Consider the following 16,533-nt stretch of genomic DNA (forward strand, 5'->3'; position numbering starts at 1 on the left):
CACTGACCACCCCACCCCCAACCCGCCGGCCCCACCAGGGCCGGCGGGTTTATTCGTCCCGGATCGTGGGCCTCACGACCCTCGTCGGCTCCGAGGCGGCCGCGGAGCACTGCCGAGGAAGCGAAGAACCGCATAGCGGGAACGCCAGCAGAGCGCATGGCTGGAATTCCGCGGCGTGTTTGCCGCCATGGCCGCGAAGAATCTGCCAAGGTCGCAAGTCTGTGCCAATACGCGCGCCAGGCGGCACACGACGGGAGATCACGTGAACGAAGCTCGAAGCGTCCTCTACCGGCGCGGCGCCCTCGCCATGTCATCGGTCGCGGTCACGACGGCCATGTGGTTGGGTGCCATATCGCCGGCTTTGGCCGATCCGTACGAGGACGGCGACTCGACCGAGGTCGTCGATAACTCCGGCTCCTACGCCGAACCCGTCGAAGAACCGGCCCCGGAGGACCCGGGCGAGCCGGCCGGCGAGGCTCCCGAGCCGGACGCACCGGCACTCGACGAGGCGGGGCCGGCCGAAGCACCCGACGAACCGGGACCGGGAGGAGCACCCGACGAACCGGGACCGGGCGAGGCACCGGGTGATCCGGGCGACCCGGACACGAACGTCGCCGACCCGGCAATCGATGCCGACACCGCCGACCCCGACATCGCCGAGGTGTCGCAGGGAGACTTCGACGAGGCTCACGGCGCCGATGCGGTGGACGTCGAGTCGGAGTCCGCGTCGGAGACGGAGGTCATCGAACTCACGGAATCGCTGGAGTCGTTCACCAGCACCACGACCACGACCACGACCACGTCCTCAACGTGGAGCAGCCCGGTGACGCAATGGAATTCGAGATGGACCGGCTATGACCGCTGGTATCGGCCCGTCTTCACCAATCCGTACAAATCGCCGCTGCAGATCGTCTACCCGTACAACAACACCACCCGCGTCGTCGACGTCCCACCGAGCGGTCGCGCCGTACTCACGGTGCCCAATCCCGGCGTGTACAGCTTCACGGCGGTGAACCGCGACCCCTCCGGCAAGCCGGTCACGGTGTCCACTGGAAGCTTTTCCGGTGGCGGCTATCAGCCGGCTCCCGGTCAGCCGCCGCCGCCAAAACCGAAGCCGCCGACGACCTTCAAGAACGTGCTCGTACAGCTCAAGTACAAGGACGGAGAGTCGAAACCGTTCCGGGTCAAGACGCTGGCCGATCTCGGCGATGACCCGTCGGTCGGTGGTCATCGCGTGCTTCTCGACGAGGAGACCCCCGCGTGGGGGCGCTGGACCAAGACCGGAGGCGGTGAGCGCTTGTTCGAGATCACCAGCACGCAGCAACTACCGGGACTGGTCGCGCCGTCACAAGGTCCCCTCCCCGGGTACCAGGTTCAGTTGACCAGCAACGAAACTGCGGCGCCGACCCAAGACACCTGGGTGAAGCCGGTGGCCATCGGCGCGGCCCTCGCCGGCGCGCTGGCGATCGGCGCGGTGGTGTATTTCCTCCTGTCAGGCCGTCGGCGCAAGACTGCGCCGTAACGGCCGAACGCGTCGAAGGTCTCGATTCAGCGACATCACGGACACAACCGGGTATTGCCGTGTCCCGTCACCGTGAATTGGCCTGACAGAACCGTAAATTCCTGAGTCACTATGACAAAGGTCTTGCACACATTGGCAATCGCGGTCGCCTTGCCGGCAACCGCATGCGTTGCACTCGCAGGGACGGCGTCCGCCGATCCTCCGCTACTCAACGGGTCCTACACCGAAGTGGACGGCGACTCCATTCTGGTGTTGACCTTCGCGACCAGCTGCGGTCCTGCCGGTTGTACCGGCACGGTCGCCAGTAACCAGGGATGGCAGACGCCCGCCACGTTCTCTGGCGGCCGCTGGACCTTCACCGTCTCCAAGCCCGGCGGTCTCACCTGTGAAGACGGCAGCTACGAACCGGCCGTGGTGTCGATGTCGGTCGATCCCACAACGCTCAGTGGCGTGCTCTCCTCGGACTCCAATTACGGCTGCGCGGGCGGCGTCGTGACCCAAAGCCCGTTCCAGCTGCGAAAGGTCGGCTGAGTCAGCCCCGGATGGCGGTGCGGAACCTGTCCCGGTAAGCCTTCGGTGATACACCGAGGTGTTCGACGAACGCTCGTCGAAGGGTCTCCGTGCTGCCGAAGCCTGCGAGGTGTGCCGTATCGGTGACGGTGCGGCCGGCGTCGAGTGCTGCACGGGCGGCATCGATTCGGATCATCTCGACGTACTCGGCAGGAGTCATCCCGAGCTCGGAACGGAATAGTCGTGTCAACTGGCGAGTGCTCAACGAAGCGCGCAGCGCAAGCGATTTCACGCTGTGGTTCCCTGCAGGGTTGGCCGCGATCGACTCGGTGACCACTCGAAGCGCTGACTGTGGCGGTGGGTTCGCCTCGACGAGCGCAGAGAACTGCGACTGTCCGCCAGCGCGTTTGAGGTAAACGACCAACCAACGAGCCACATCACGCACGAGGTCGGCGTCGTGATCCTGTTCGACCAGCGCAAGCGCGAGGTCGATGCCCGATGACACCCCGGCCGAGGTGAAGATGTCGCCGTCACGGACGAACAGTGCATCCGGCTCCACGGTGATGTCAGGGAAAGCCCTTGCCAGTCTTCGGGTTTCACGCCAATGCGTGGTGGCACGCCGCCCCCTGAGCAAACCGGCCTGCGCAAGGATGAACGACCCGGTACAGATCGAACCGAGCCGCCGAGTCCGATCCGCGAGCGACTTCACAGCCTCGACCAGTGCGCGGTCGATCGGGCGCGCCGGAATGTTGTCACTGCCTGCCACCAGGACGGTGTCGGCGGATTCGATGGACGCGATGCTGTCGGTGACACCCAAGCGGATCCCAATCGAGGTCGTCACATCGCGTCCGTCAACCGATGCGATCTTGATCTGGTAGTCGCCGCCGAACCGGTTGGCCTCGGCGAAGACCTCGCCGGCTCCGGCGACGTCCAGCATCGTGACCTCGTCGAAGACGACAATCACCACCACCCGCGAGAAGGCACCCGCCACCACAGCGCCATTGTGTCGCATTTTGTGGGCCGAACGGCTCATTAGCCGTGTGCGCACGAGCCGCCGCGTGCGTTGACTCAATCGCAAGAGTCCATATGTGAGGAGGCTGACGATGAGCATCGAATCGATCCAAACGATCGCCGGCATAGCGATACCCGACAGCGCGCTGGTGCGCGAGGTGACCGACTACATTCGCGACGCCGAAGACGACCTGCTGTTCGACCATTCGCGCAGAGTGTTCCTGTTCGGCGCGCTGCGGGGCAACCGACTGGGGCTGAAGCCCGACCTCGAGTTGCTCTATGTCGCCGCCATGTTCCACGACCTGGGTCTCACCGAGCGCTACCGCACCTCCGAACTGCGCTTCGAAGTCGACGGCGCGAACGCCGCCCGCGACTTCCTGCTCGAGCGCGGCGTCGACGCCGCCGATGCCCGGAAGGTCTGGCTGGGCATCGCCTTGCACACCACCCCGGGCGTACCGCAATTCCTCGACCCCGAGATCGCGCTGGTGATCGCCGGTGTCGAGGCGGACGTCGTCGGGATCGGCCGCGAAGAGCTCACACCGGAGGCCATCGACGCGGTGACCGCGGCCCATCCCCGTCCCGACTTCAAGAACCGCATCCTGGCGGCCTTCAACGACGGCATGAAACATCGCCCGGACACCACCTTCGGGACGATGAACGCCGATGTGCTGGCGCACTTCGACCCGACGTTCGAGCGGCAGGACTTCGTCGACCTCATCTTGAACAACAGCTGGCCCGAGTAGCGGGGAAGGAGTATAGAAATGGATGTCCACGAAGCGCTGTACACCACCAGGATGATGCGGCGATTGCGACCCGATCCGATTCCGCTCGAGACACAGGCCCGCATCCTGGATGCCGCCGTTCGCGCTCCCAACGGAGGCAACACCCAGCGTTGGCATTTCGTCGCCGTTGACGATCCGCGACTAATTCGTCAGTTTGCGCAGTTGTTCCGCCAGGCTCGCGACCTCGAATACGAGAAGTTCATGACCGGTACGGGACCGATGGTCGCGACGGCACCCGGCGCCGACGACGCCGCGCACGTCGCAACGATGCGTCGAATGAAAGGTTCGGGGAACTACCTCGCCGACCATTTCGAGGAAGTCCCCTTGTTGCTCTTCGTCTTCGCCATCGACGACCTCGGGGGCGCCAACATCTACCCGGCGATCTGGAGCGCGTTGCTCGCGGCCCGCGCCGAGGGCGTCGGCGGCGTCATGACGATGGTGCTCCGCAATTTCGAAGCACAGGTGAACGAGCTGCTCGGGGTTCCCGTCGGAGAGGGTTGGCGGATGTCGGCCATGCTGGCCCTCGGTTATCCCCTCGGTAAGTGGGGCGTGGCCGCCAATCGGCGACCCGTACACGAGGTTTCTTCCCGCAACCATTGGAATTCACCATTCGGCGTCGAGGTGCCGCAGCCGCTGTGGCCGCCGCAGGGTGAGATCCCGCCACGTCTGGCCGCGACGGGTTAACCGCTGCCGACATGACTCACGAAGGAGGCTGCCATGTCCATGACGAAGGATGCCGTGCTGACTGTGATGCAGCCCGGCGAAGGCGATGTCGTGCCCATCCCAGGCTTCGGGGCGGTCTTCAAGCTCGTCAGCCGGACCACTGGCGGCTTGGTGTCGATCGTCGAGCATCCGTTCCCGGTCGGCACGATCACCGCGGCGCATCGCCACACGCGCGAGGATGAGCACTCGTATGTCCTGGCCGGCGAGATCGGCTTCCGATCCGACGACAGCGAAGTGGTGCTCGGGCCGGGCGGCTACATCACCAAACCCCGCGGCCAGATGCACGCTATGTGGAATGCGGGAAGCGAACCGGGGCGAATCATCGAAATCATCACTCCGGGAGGTGGTTTCGAAAACTACTTCCGCGAACTCGGCGAGCTGCTCATGTCCGGCGAGGCAACGGCACAGCCCAGCGCCCCGTTGCACGAATCAGCCGAGTTTACTGAACTCGCAACGAAATACGGTTTGACATACGCGACGCCCGACTGGTTCGACGACGTCAGAAGACGGTACGGTTTGTCTCCCGCGACACATTGAGACCCGGAAGTATGCCTCGGAGTCCGACGGCGTTCCTAGACGGCCGGTTCGGGATCTTGTCGGCTAGTTCGAAAAGCCATGGATCATCGAGCAGTACGCGATAGCCACCGACCGCTGGGACATCGCCGACATCAGTGAACATCCTGACCCGGAACGGCTTCGATTCTCCGTCTTTGTCCTTGAGCCTTACGAGCACGTTCTTGAAGGTCGCCGGAGGCTCGGGTTTTGGCGGCGACTGACTGGGAGCCGTGAGGACTGCGCGTTGGCTCGGCGGGACATCGAAGACTCGGTTGTTGTCGGGATAGATGATCTGGATCGATGTGCTGTACGGATTGGTGAAGGCGGGCCGATCCCAGCGGTCATAATCGATTCATTTCAATTCCATTGCGTCACTGAGCTGCACCACGTCGAGAACGTGGTGGTTGTGGTGCTGGTGAACGACTCCAGCCACTCCGAAAGCTCGGTAACCTCGGTTTCGGACACCGTCGGCGAGTCGACCCTCACGGCTTGGCGCCGTGAGCCTCCTCGGAGTCCTCCTGGGAAACCTCCGCGTTGTCCAGGTCGGCCGTGTCGGCATCGACGGCCGGGTCGGCGACGTTCGAAGCGGGTTCCTCTAGGTCGGGAGTCGGCGCCTCCGGCTCGGGAGCCTCACCGACCGGCTCGCCACGCCATCCTCATCCTCGTACGGATCAGCAAACGCGGGCGGCACGGCACCCAGCCAACATGGCCGTCGTGACAGCAAGCGATGGCGAGACCAGGACGCTGCGCCGATACAACTAGTCACCGTCAGGGCTGCTCGGCGCTGTCCGCGTCCGTCAGTCCCAACGCTGTATCCGCTTCGGAGAAAACTTGCCTCGCTGTATCGCCGGCACCACCAATCCGGGGCGACCATCGGTGTGAAATCGCAGATATCGGCCTCGGCGCGATGCTAGGGTGCTCGCGAATGTGACCCTTATACGCCGGTGAAGGGCACGTTCTGTGACTGGATCGTCGAAGAGGGGGACAGATGCTCCAGGAACAGCGTAACGAGGCCGTCACACTCCGTGGTGAGCATGGTTGGTGGGTGCCTGAGGGTGAATCAGATGACCCAGGACACGATCGGCGATCATGGAGCGTTGCCGCCCTCAAGGCCTCCGCACTGAGAACCTCCGTCGGTTTGCTGTTCGCCGCGGTCCTGTGGCTGCTCGGGCTACGGCTCGGAGCCACTCTGCTCGTGCTGGTGTTGATCGCGCTCGCGGCGATTGCCGTCTTTCGGCCGGCCGCAGGGGCGACGATCGACCGCGGCATCGCCAGGGTGGCGGCGTTCGTGGCACGAGTTATCGCGAAGGTTGTGTTGGCGATCGTCTACTTCGTCGTCATAACCCCGGTGTCTCTCGTTCTTCGCCTCGTCGGTCGCAACCCTCTCAATTCACCCGGTGCCAGTCCCGGAAGCACCTGGATCACCAAGCCGCGTGTATCCGATCCGGCGATGGCTCGCCGCCAGTTCAGCGTTGAACCGGAGGTGATCGGATGGAAGCCAAAGGGACGGGCCGCCACCGCGAGACACATTGCGGTGATGACATTTCGCGCCGCCCTGGTGTTAATTGTCGTCGATCTTGCCATCGGGCTTGCATTCCCGCACTGGGCCGCCCATGGCGGCGTCCGCGTAGGAGGCAAGCAAGGCACGTGGGACGACATCTTTGCCGCACAGATCTCCTCTGCGGCAATGGCAGATGATCAAGAGTGGGCTGCCGACTGGTTCAACGAGTTCAAGTACGTATACACGCACAACGTGTATACGCCGCTCTTAGGCATGGTGAATCAGGACCACACGGGCAAGTACATCAACATCGTCGACCGCGCTCGCAAGACATATACCGCTGACGGGGTCGGAGAGGACGCCGCATCGGTATACATGTTCGGCGGGTCGACAATGTGGGGCTACGGTCAACGCGACTTGTACACGATCCCTTCCCAAGTGGCTCGATTCGCCGAAAAGGACGGTATTCCAGTCCGTATCACCAACTACGGGCAGGTCGCATGGGGAATCTGGCAAGAACTCGCCCTCCTTCAACAGCTGCTCAGCGAAGGTCGGGTCCCCGACGTGGCAGTTTTTTATGACGGCGCGAACGACGTTGCCGAGCAGGTAGAAGGACTCACGACCGAACCTACGTACCCGGGTGGGCACTTCGTAAGCCAGGCTGTGGAAAGGGCTCGCCTGCGTGGAGGGCTGGCGGGCCTCAAAGACTCTCTCATGGCTTTTTACTCGCAACACAGCATCCTGACGCGCATCGCCCTGACGTCTAACTCTAAGAGGGCTTCTCCGGAATTCACTCCAGAGCTGACCCACGAACGGGCACGCAACGCTGTGAACCTTTACGAAAGGGCGATCGAGGTCATCGAACAGCTGGCTAGGAGCTACGGTTTCAAGGCCGTGTTCGCCTGGCAGCCACTTGCTTATAGCACTGAGGGCGGCGATGCCGAACGCTACGCGAGCCCCGACGAGTGGGGAGTTGGAGCGGCGTTTCTCGACGCGTCCAAACTCGTGGCCCCTCCAGCCATCAATCTCGCCGACGCACTGGACGGCGTTGAAGAACCCGTGTTCGTGGACAACGCACATACCAATGAGTTTGGCGCGGAACTCGTTGCACGAATCATCTATCCACACCTGGGGCTGAAGTCATGAGCAATCGCGAACTTGTCGGTGAAATCGTCAACCTGCTCCCCGGCACGGTGCGATCATGAACATCCTGGGTATAAGTGCCTTCTACCACGACTCGGCTGCTGCTTTGGTGCGAGATGGGCAGATCATCGCTGCCGCGCAGGAGGAACGGTTCACACGTCTCAAGCACGACCCGGGTTTCCCGAAATACTCGATCGAGTATTGCCTCGCCGCAGGAGGCGTCGACCGCACTGGAATCGATGCAATCGCCTTCTACGAGAAGCCGATATCCCGGTTCATTCGTCTACTCAAGACGTACGCCGCCATTGCCCCACGGGGTTTTCGGTCCTTCTCCACCGCGCTTCCGCAGTGGTTGGGAACGAAACTCTGGATTACCTATGAAATCGAACGCAACCTGAAAGCGCTCGGGTACCGGATGCCCTCGGACTTGTACTTCACCGAGCATCACGAGAGTCATGCGGCAAGCGCTTTCTACCCCTCACCATTCGAATCGGCCGCCGTCCTCACGATGGACGGCGTCGGCGAGTGGGCGACGGCGAGCATCGGCCGTGGGGTCAACAATCAGCTGGAGATCCATCGCGAAATGCGGTTCCCACACTCGGTAGGACTGCTCTACTCCGCGTTCACCTATTTTTGCGGCTTCCGAGTCAACTCAGGCGAATACAAACTTATGGGCCTCGCGCCGTACGGTGAGCCGGCGTATGTAGATGTCATTACGGACAACCTTGTCGACATCAACGCAGACGGTTCGATCCAGCTCAATCTCAGGTACTTCGACTTCCTGGGCGGCCTCACTATGACGAATGACCGTTTTGCCGAGCTGTTCGGCGGGCCCCCGCGTCCTCCAGAAAGCGAGATCACTCGGAGGGAGATGGATATTGCCCGCTCAATCCAGGATGTGACAGAAGAGATCGTGATGAGGATGGCCGCGACGACGGCAGCCATCACTCAGGAGAAAAACTTGTGCTTGGCGGGTGGTGTTGCTCTCAACAGCGTCGCGAACGGGAGGCTGCTCCGCGAAGGGCCCTTCACCGACATCTGGATCCAGCCGGCGGCTGGGGACGCAGGAGGTTCCGTAGGCGCGGCTTTGCACACGTGGTACCAGATCGCCGGTAACCCAAGACATGTCGCAGGCGACCGCATGCAGGGGGCGTACCTCGGACCGCAATTCTCCGCGGACGACATTTCTGCATATCTCTCGTCACACGGCTACCCTTTCCAAACGGTCACCGACACCGACGAGCGTGCCCGACGAATCGCGGAGCTCGTCGCAGAAGGCAACGTCGTGGGTCTGTTCACCGGCCGCATGGAGTTCGGACCTCGAGCCCTCGGGAATCGTTCCATCCTTGGTGACGCTCGGTCACCCCAAATGCAGTCGGTCATGAACTTGAAAATCAAGTATCGAGAGTCGTTCCGCCCGTTCGCGCCATCGGTTCTCGAGGAGAGAGCGAAGGATTACTTCGACCTCGACGCACCTTCGCCATACATGCTCTTGGTGAGTCCGGTCCGGGAGGAGATACGCACCGCTCCCAGCAAGGCTGGGTCAGGCGAGATCTGGAGTGAGGTCAACAAGGTGCGGTCGTCTATCCCGGCGGTCACCCATGTCGACTACTCCGCACGCATTCAGACGGTCTCGCGAGAAACGAACCCGTTCTACCACAACGTTCTAGCGTCATTCGAGGATCTGACGGGTTGCCCCGTAGTCGTCAACACTTCGTTCAACGTCCGAGGAGAGCCGATTGTCTGTACTCCACAAGACGCTTACCGATGTTTCATGAATACCGAGATGGACTATCTGATCCTCGAGGATCATGTATTAGACAAACGACTCCAGCCGGGCCGTGAGGACAGGGAACTGTTCCACATCGCGACAGTACTCGACTGATGCGGCGCGCCTTCTATGCCTGGAAAATGCTGACAGAGTTCAGCAGGTACGCGGTCGTCAACAGAGCCTATTGGGTGATCCCAATGATCATACTGCTGCTGGGCGTCGCGGGGTTGCTCGGCGTCGTCCAAGTGACCGTTCCCTTCACCCTGTACGCGCTTTTCTGAGCTCCGTTCGGTAGCGCAGATCCAGCGGCTTCCCGGCGCTCGCCATCTACCACGGACCGCGCCGCAGGTGCTGGCAGCTCTTCCCTCAACGGGGCAGTCGGGGAAACGCAAGCTGTGCCGGAGTTTCGATCCGGTCTTGGCCGCCGTTAGCTACCCAGAGACGTATTTCTCGGAACAGATTCCGCAGCAAATAGAAGCGCATCAGTTAGTACAAACACAAGCTGGCGGAAGAGCACAAGGTCAGGTCCTGAGCTACTTAAACGGAAATGCTTGGGCGTCTGGGTGAAGCCCGACTGCTCGATCAATCGTTTTCTGGATCAACGCATTTCGACCGCTTGCTGTCATTACAAGGGCAAACACCGACAGGGCGCCGAACTCCGTAGGATTATCTCGTCCACGCCGCGTGCCGACATGCTCCTCGGACATCGATGGCGGCTCACTTGTGGGGCTCACGCAGTCTTGAGCCCAGGAGGTTCAATGCGCAGCCGAGCGCCTATCGACACAGCGGTGAACACGATGGGCTGGACTTGTCGATCGACCGGCGGATGTGATGGTCAGTCAAGCGGACTCGGATGTCCCGATCGGACATCAAGATGTATGGGCGCCGTCCGCGGAAGTTGGTCAGATATAAACACACGACTGCGCGGCTAAGGCTAATCACATTGGCAGAGCGAAGCTTACAGTCAGCAAATGCTCTACAAATTGCCTTAGAACCCATTTCACGAAACGGCTCATCCGACCTTATACAACACTGCTCCCCAATCTTTCCGCCGCAGTTAGACTTCGGCGTGACCTATTCCGGGCTCAACGATCTCTTTAGTGAACATTCCGAGTTGTTGTGCTGCCCGCACTGTGGCGCCACCCTAACGCTCCATGGTGATGGCTTCAGATGTGCGCAGTGTCAGCAGTGGCATCCCGCACAAGACGACATCGCATCGCTTTTCATCCCGAACGAGTGGAGCGACTCGAAGCAGGACGTCACCCAGAAGATCAAGGCGTTCTACGAGGCGAACCCCTTCCCGAACTACGACGACTTCGACAGCGTCGGCAGCTTGATCGACAAGGCGCGAAAGGCGGTGTTCGCCAAGCTGCTCGACGAGCAGGTCCCGACTGGCGCGCGCGTGATCGAATGCGGCTGCGGCACCGGACAGCTCGCTAACTTTCTCGCCATCCGTAACCGGACAGTGATCGGGACGGACCTCTGCCTGAACTCGCTTAAGATGGCCACAGCCTTCAAGCAACAGAACAATCTCAAGCGCGCCCACTTTCTGCAAATGAATCTGTTCAGGCCGGCGTTCAAACCGGGCACGTTCGACTTGGTGATCTCAAACGGGGTGTTGCACCATACGAGCGATCCACAGCTCGGCTTCGAGTCGATCTCGCGGCTGGTGCGGCCAGGCGGCTACATCATGATCGGGCTCTATCACAAGTTTGGGCGGCTGGCCACAGACATCCGTCGCTTCGCCTTCAAAGCCACAAACGATCGCATGATGTTTCTCGATCGCCACGCCGTCGATGCGCGCGTCAGCACGCAGAAGCGCCGGTCATGGTTCATGGATCAGTACAAGAACCCACACGAATCGAAACACACCATCGGCGAGGTAGTCGGATGGCTCAAGAACGTCGGCTTCGACTTCGTGCACGCGATTCCGAAGACAGAGCCGTTCGCCGAGTTGGCCGAAGACGAGCAGCTTTTCAAGCCGGAGCGGCTCGGCAACAGGTTCGAGCGCATGCTGGTGAATCTGGGAATGATGTTTACAGGCCACCGCGAGGGCGGATTCTTCATCGTCATCGCGCGGAGGCCGGTGGAACTCGGGGCCAATCCGTAGTTCGTCTACCCACGTCCTGAATCAAGAACCGCAACGTGGCTGGCTTCGATGACGGCATGAATGCTGCGCGTCAATTTCAGCAATTCATCGGCACATTGGCGATAGTCTCGCCTCAGCCTGGCAGTGAGCGGCTGGAATTAGCCGAGCTTTCCTGCCGAGACTGTCGAAGGAGGTGTCCGATGTCCGAACTCTCGAAAATTGTTAGCCGATGCGCCGGTACGGTGGTTCTCGGATGCGCGCTCGCCGCGGTTCCCGTTGTCACCGCGCTAGGCGGTGCGCCTGCGCAGTCGGGCGCCGAACCGGCATGCATCGGAAGTGAATCCATTGTCGATGGCACTCCGACGTGCGTGCCGGCGCCCACCGCCCCTGCCGCACCCGATGCCCCTCCGGCGCCGGTCGACAGCCAACAGCCCGACGGCGGGCATCACTGACGCGACGACAAACAGCCCCGGGCCATACGGCGCCGGGGCTGTCTGAGGGCAGACGATCTATTCGTCCTATTCGTCGCCGCCGCCGTCACTCTTGTTATCGCCGCTCTCGTTGGTGTTGCTGCCGTTCTCGTCGCCCGCCTTGGCGACGCCCGAGTCGGCGTTCTTGTCGGCGTTCGCAGCACTCGATCCCGGCACCCTGGCGACGGTTCCGGGCGTCACCTTGTTGGCGCCGCCGTCCCCGTTGTCCTTCTTGGTGCCGCGGTAGCGGCTTTCCGGCGTCACCTTTTTGGCGCCGCCGATGGAGTCGGTCTTGCTACTGGCGCTTTGACCGGTGCTGTCGCTCTCATCGGAGCCGGCGCCGACGCGGTTGAGGTTTCCCGCGGCCGACTGCACTGCCTCGACCGCATCGCCGACCCCGTCGCGAACGTCGGCCACCTGTCGGCCGACCTGTCGCTGCAGTTGGCCGAGTTCGGACTGGCTCGGTGTCGGCAAGTCGGGTGTCTGACGCTCAACCTCTGAGGCCACGCTCGAAATCTGCTCTCCGGCTCGAGAACTGACGGTCTTCAGGATCGACCCTGGCGCTGCCAGCATCGTATTAAGCTGAGCACGCTGCTCGGTTGTCAGTCCGATCTTCGTCTGCTCGACGAACCGCGTCACCGCGCGCGTCAACACATCGGTCAGCTCGTCGCCCACACCTGCGCCCAGCAGGCGAACGAAATCACCTGGCAACATCGCCATCTGGGCGGATGTGAGTGCCGGCGTACCGAACAACATCGGCTCACCGAACTTGTCGAGCGAACGGGCGTACGTGCCGTCTGCATTTCGCACGACGTCGGTGTATCCGATGTTGACCAGCATCTTGAGAACCGGTTCGAGCGCATCCGCCAGCGGTGTGTTGACGTCTTCCCCGGTGGCCAGGCCGATGGCGGCCGAGGCCAGTCGAGGCAGCGCCAGCAGTGGCAGCTCGTCGACCGGCAGCGTGTAGTAGATCGTGCCGTCAGGGCCGACATATCCACCCGCGCCGAGGTTTCCGAAGTCGACTCCGGTCAACAGGTTGGTCAACAGCACGGCCGATGCAACCGAGTTGGCCCATGCGATGGGGTTGGCGGTCGCGGGGGCGTCTGAGAGCAGGTCGTATTGCCAACCAACGTCGGCCTTGACCGTCACGATGATCGGTTCGCCGTCGACCGAGTCGATCACGGTCTGCAGGTTGCCGAGCTCGTCGAAGGTGATGTCGCCGGCATTTCCCGTGAGCAGCTTGGTGATCAGGTCGGGGTCAAAGCCGTCCGGCAGCACGTCCTGGCGGTCGGGGGTCACCGGGTTGACCCCGGTGAGCTCTTCGTATATCGGCGCGAAGCGCGAGTAGAGACCGCCGTTCACCCGACCGGGGTTCCGCACGAGCAGCAGCGACAGCAGGGTCACGTCGACGACGCCGCCCTCCTGCACCGTCTCCCAGCCCACCGGTGGCGCATCCGGGAATTCGAGGTCACCAGGCAGCGGAATCTCGAGCGGATTGTTCGTGGTGTCGGTCCGTGTCACTGTGACCTTGCCGTCACCGAAGGTGAGCCGGATTTTGCGCGGTCCGGTTTCCGGATCGCCGACGGCGAACGGGTTGTAACCCTCGTGGGTGTTGCCGTTGGCGCTGTCGATGAATGCTTGATACGCCTGCCCCGCCGCGATCGCCCCGTCGCCGTAGGCGATGAGGTTGACGTTGGTCAGGTAGGCGGTCCAGTTCAGCACCGGCGCAAGGGCACTGAGGTCGCCGTTCTCGATCGCGTGCGCCAGATAGGCAAGCTGTCCGACCGTTGGTAGGGCCGCGACGTCCTCAGGCGAGGCAACCCATTGACCCGAGGTGGTCGTGGTCCAGTAGCCGTCGTCCTTCCAACCGAATTCCGGTACCTCCGTGGTGAATTCGATGGTCTGGGGGATGTTGGTCACGGCGGCCAGCGCGGCGGCCAAGCCGGCGCTGTGCCCCGCAGCGGCGGCGGCGGCCGCGACGGTGGGGTTCTTGGCCGCGGCCTGGGCAGCCGCGACGGCGGCCTTGCCGGCCTCGAGCGCTGCCTCACCCTTGGCGAATGCGTCCGCAGCCGACTTGATCGGTCCGGAAGGGTTCTTCGGATTGCAGATGACCTTGCAGTACTTCTGGACGTACTCGTTGTACTTGCGCGTGTAGACCTGCGCGTACGTGGTGTTGTACGCCGCGGTGGAAGCATCCTCCGAAGCCTTGGCGATGTACGCGGCGCGAGCGACCTCGTAGCCACCGTCGTAGGCGAGGGTGTACGCCTCGTCATACAGCGGGTTGGGCTCGTTGACCGATACCGTGTGTGAGCCGGTCTGGCCCCATTCGCCCGGCGTGTAGTACTGCTCCTGGCCCGGATCGGTCGGATCCAACGGGTTGACCGGCGTGTACCAGTTCACCCACACCGGCCTCAGCTGCACGGGCCCTAGGCCCCAGGCCACCAGCGGATTGCGGTCTTTGGCCGCGACAATGGCGTTGTTGATCGCGACCGGATCATTGGGCAGCTTGGACCCCTCGCCAATCGGCAACCAATCCGGAACACCGACGAAGTAGGTCTGCGACGATGCTGCGTTAGCCAACGAGGGTGTCAAGATCATCGCCACCGACGTCGTCGCGATGGCGCCCATCAAGGCTAGCTTTTTGCCGTTCCCACGGTTGAGCCGGCGCCTCCGAGCCCGAGCCCCCTCCGGTTTTACGTTCCAAGTGCGCATGCGTATCCCACCCCTGAATATAAGTGTGCTTACTTGCCGCTGGAAATATTAACCGAGCGGCGTCCGCTTTAAGCCGGAGCAAGGTCAGGGAACGGCGTCTCAATATGTTTGCTGACGAAAATCCGCAGCCGCCCAGCTGGCGATTCTCAGCAAACTGTCAGATTGGTCACAGCACCGGTAATCCGCTGCGTCGCATCACGCGCCGCGACAACCTCAGCGCAGGTAGGTTTCGTCCCCGGTCGGGTAACCGCCCCCGCGGGTCGTGATGTGCACATGGTCGTAATGGCCGTAGCCGCCCCGCTGTGCGCCATCTGGCGTGTAGTACACACCGCGCCAGATCGCATCCTGCAAGCCGAAACGCTTCGCGTTGCGCAGGACGTAGGAGACGATCTCGTCGCCCAGGGCGATCCCCTCGGCGCTGCCGGGATTGGGAATCATCACGTCGAGCGCCAAGCCGTTGGGATGCCACCTCAGCGAATCGGGTCGCACGCCACCGATATTGCTGATCTCGGGGAAAGCCTCGCTGATGGCCCGCGACGCCAGGATCGTCTTCACCTGCAGGCCGCCCTCAGGCGCGATGCCGACCGGCAGAGATCGATCGACGGTGCGGTAGCGCGCCGCCGCAACCATGGCGTCGGCCGCAATGCCGGGGCTGACATGACCGATGGCCGCCGCGGGTGCTATCGGCGGGGCCGCAACGATCTCCAAACAGCACGGTTGACTGTCGGCAACCTCTTCGACGACGGGCTTGCTTTCCGGTGCCGGACGAGCTTGAAGGTGGACGTCTCCCCCGACCGCGAAGAAGACGGCGGCCGGGCCGAGCACTGCGGCCACGCCCATCGGTGACGTGCGCCTCTTCTTGGCTACGGAGTGCCGACCCACGCAGGGTTGTATATCAAACCGTTACATTTGCCGCAATCCGGGACGATCCGCTGGGCCCGCGCTCGACCAGGGTGGATCATCTCCAAGCGTGACGGGACTGCTCGAAGACAAGGTCATCATCGTCGCGGGCCTCGGCGGCATCGGAAACGGGCTGGCGCGCAGGTTCACCGACGAGGGAGCCCGTCTGGTGCTCGGCGATATCGACGCTGAGCTGGTAAAACGCGTCACCGACGAGATCAACCCGGCGGGAGAGCGGATCCGCGGCACGCATCTCGACGGCTCCGATGAGCAGTCCGTCAGCGCGGCGGTCGCATTGGCTGTCGACACCTTCGGTCGCCTCGATGGCCTGCATGTGAACTTCACCAACGCCGCGGATGCCTATCTGCCCGGCGGGGTCGTCGAGCTTCCGCTCGAAGCGTTCGACGAGGTGATGCGCGTCAACACCCGCGGGTTCGTCATCTGCGCCAAGCACGCCATCCCCGCGATGGTCGACAGCGGCGGCGGTTCGATCGTCTTCACCGCTTCCATCGACGCCTACAACGGCGCGGGCACCCGAGTGTCGTACGCCATGAGCAAGGCGGCCGAATTGGCGCTGATGCGACATATCGCGCGTCGATACGGACCCAAGGGCATCCGATGCAATGCGATCGCGCCCGGGTTGATCTGGCACTACAAATTCGACCAGCAACCGATGCCTGACGGCGTCGTCGAACAGGCCCGCGCACGGCAGATGATCAAGTCCCGGTTCGGGACGCCGAACGACGTCGCCGCATTGGCCGCGCTACTGCTCTCCGACGACGGCAGCTTCATCACCGCGCAGACGATCAGCGTGGACGGCGGTGTGACGTTGCGGCCCTGACCC

The 16,533-nt window shown here is 62.7% G+C and carries 13 protein-coding genes; 10 read left to right on the forward strand and 3 right to left on the reverse strand.

What is annotated here, in order from left to right; all coding sequences use genetic code 11:
- Positions 1 to 262 precede the first annotated feature (262 nt).
- Positions 263 to 1,522, forward strand: coding sequence for a hypothetical protein (locus A5790_RS18960; protein WP_066847631.1), 1,260 nt, complete (start codon positions 263 to 265; stop codon positions 1,520 to 1,522).
- A gap of 111 nt (positions 1,523 to 1,633) precedes the next feature.
- Positions 1,634 to 2,053, forward strand: a complete 420-nt coding sequence (locus tag A5790_RS18965) for a hypothetical protein (protein ID WP_066847634.1) — start codon at positions 1,634 to 1,636, stop codon at positions 2,051 to 2,053.
- Position 2,054: 1 nt separating this feature from the next.
- Here the strand turns inward: A5790_RS18965 and A5790_RS18970 are convergent, their stop codons facing one another.
- Positions 2,055 to 3,044: a GlxA family transcriptional regulator gene (locus A5790_RS18970; RefSeq protein WP_197696833.1), complete on the reverse strand. Its 990-nt coding sequence runs from the start codon at positions 3,042 to 3,044 to the stop codon at positions 2,055 to 2,057.
- 91 nt (positions 3,045 to 3,135) lie between these two features.
- Here A5790_RS18970 and A5790_RS18975 point away from each other — a divergent pair, with 91 nt between their 5' ends.
- The 7 genes from A5790_RS18975 to A5790_RS19000 all read left to right on the forward strand — a co-directional run bounded on the left by A5790_RS18975 (position 3,136) and on the right by A5790_RS19000 (position 11,628).
- Positions 3,136 to 3,786, forward strand: coding sequence for an HD domain-containing protein (locus tag A5790_RS18975; RefSeq protein WP_066847637.1), 651 nt, complete (start codon positions 3,136 to 3,138; stop codon positions 3,784 to 3,786).
- Between the two features lie 18 nt (positions 3,787 to 3,804).
- On the forward strand, positions 3,805 to 4,509 hold the full coding sequence (locus tag A5790_RS18980) for a nitroreductase family protein (RefSeq protein WP_066847640.1): 705 nt from the start codon (positions 3,805 to 3,807) through the stop codon (positions 4,507 to 4,509).
- A gap of 33 nt (positions 4,510 to 4,542) precedes the next feature.
- Positions 4,543 to 5,085 carry a cupin domain-containing protein gene (locus A5790_RS18985; RefSeq protein ID WP_066847643.1) on the forward strand — a complete coding sequence of 181 codons (543 nt, stop codon included), beginning with the start codon at positions 4,543 to 4,545 and terminating at the stop codon, positions 5,083 to 5,085.
- Positions 5,086 to 6,091: 1,006 nt separating this feature from the next.
- Positions 6,092 to 7,750, forward strand: coding sequence for a hypothetical protein (locus A5790_RS18990; RefSeq protein ID WP_156656455.1), 1,659 nt, complete (start codon positions 6,092 to 6,094; stop codon positions 7,748 to 7,750).
- Positions 7,751 to 7,805: 55 nt separating this feature from the next.
- Positions 7,806 to 9,632 (forward strand): carbamoyltransferase, encoded by a 1,827-nt coding sequence (locus A5790_RS18995; RefSeq protein WP_197696834.1) that lies wholly within the window; start codon positions 7,806 to 7,808, stop codon positions 9,630 to 9,632.
- On the forward strand, positions 9,632 to 9,799 hold the full coding sequence (locus tag A5790_RS25850) for a DUF5989 family protein (RefSeq protein ID WP_156656456.1): 168 nt from the start codon (positions 9,632 to 9,634) through the stop codon (positions 9,797 to 9,799). The genes A5790_RS18995 and A5790_RS25850 overlap by 1 nt, the downstream gene beginning before the upstream one ends.
- Before the next feature lie 788 nt (positions 9,800 to 10,587).
- Complete coding sequence (locus A5790_RS19000; RefSeq protein WP_066847650.1) at positions 10,588 to 11,628, forward strand: class I SAM-dependent methyltransferase; 1,041 nt, start codon at positions 10,588 to 10,590, stop codon at positions 11,626 to 11,628.
- Between the two features lie 497 nt (positions 11,629 to 12,125).
- Here the strand turns inward: A5790_RS19000 and A5790_RS26270 are convergent, their stop codons facing one another.
- Together A5790_RS26270 and A5790_RS19010 are read right to left on the reverse strand one after the other, a co-directional pair.
- Complete coding sequence (locus A5790_RS26270) at positions 12,126 to 14,705, reverse strand: PE-PPE domain-containing protein (RefSeq protein WP_066847655.1); 2,580 nt, start codon at positions 14,703 to 14,705, stop codon at positions 12,126 to 12,128.
- Positions 14,706 to 15,002: 297 nt separating this feature from the next.
- Positions 15,003 to 15,671 carry a hypothetical protein gene (locus A5790_RS19010; protein WP_197696835.1) on the reverse strand — a complete coding sequence of 223 codons (669 nt, stop codon included), beginning with the start codon at positions 15,669 to 15,671 and terminating at the stop codon, positions 15,003 to 15,005.
- 88 nt (positions 15,672 to 15,759) lie between these two features.
- Here A5790_RS19010 and A5790_RS19015 point away from each other — a divergent pair, with 88 nt between their 5' ends.
- On the forward strand, positions 15,760 to 16,530 hold the full coding sequence (locus A5790_RS19015) for an SDR family NAD(P)-dependent oxidoreductase (protein WP_066847661.1): 771 nt from the start codon (positions 15,760 to 15,762) through the stop codon (positions 16,528 to 16,530).
- The last annotated feature ends 3 nt before the right edge of the window (positions 16,531 to 16,533 follow it).

This window comes from Mycobacterium sp. 852002-51152_SCH6134967, assembly GCF_001667105.1.
GTDB classification, from domain to species: Bacteria; Actinomycetota; Actinomycetes; order Mycobacteriales; family Mycobacteriaceae; genus Mycobacterium; species Mycobacterium neumannii_A.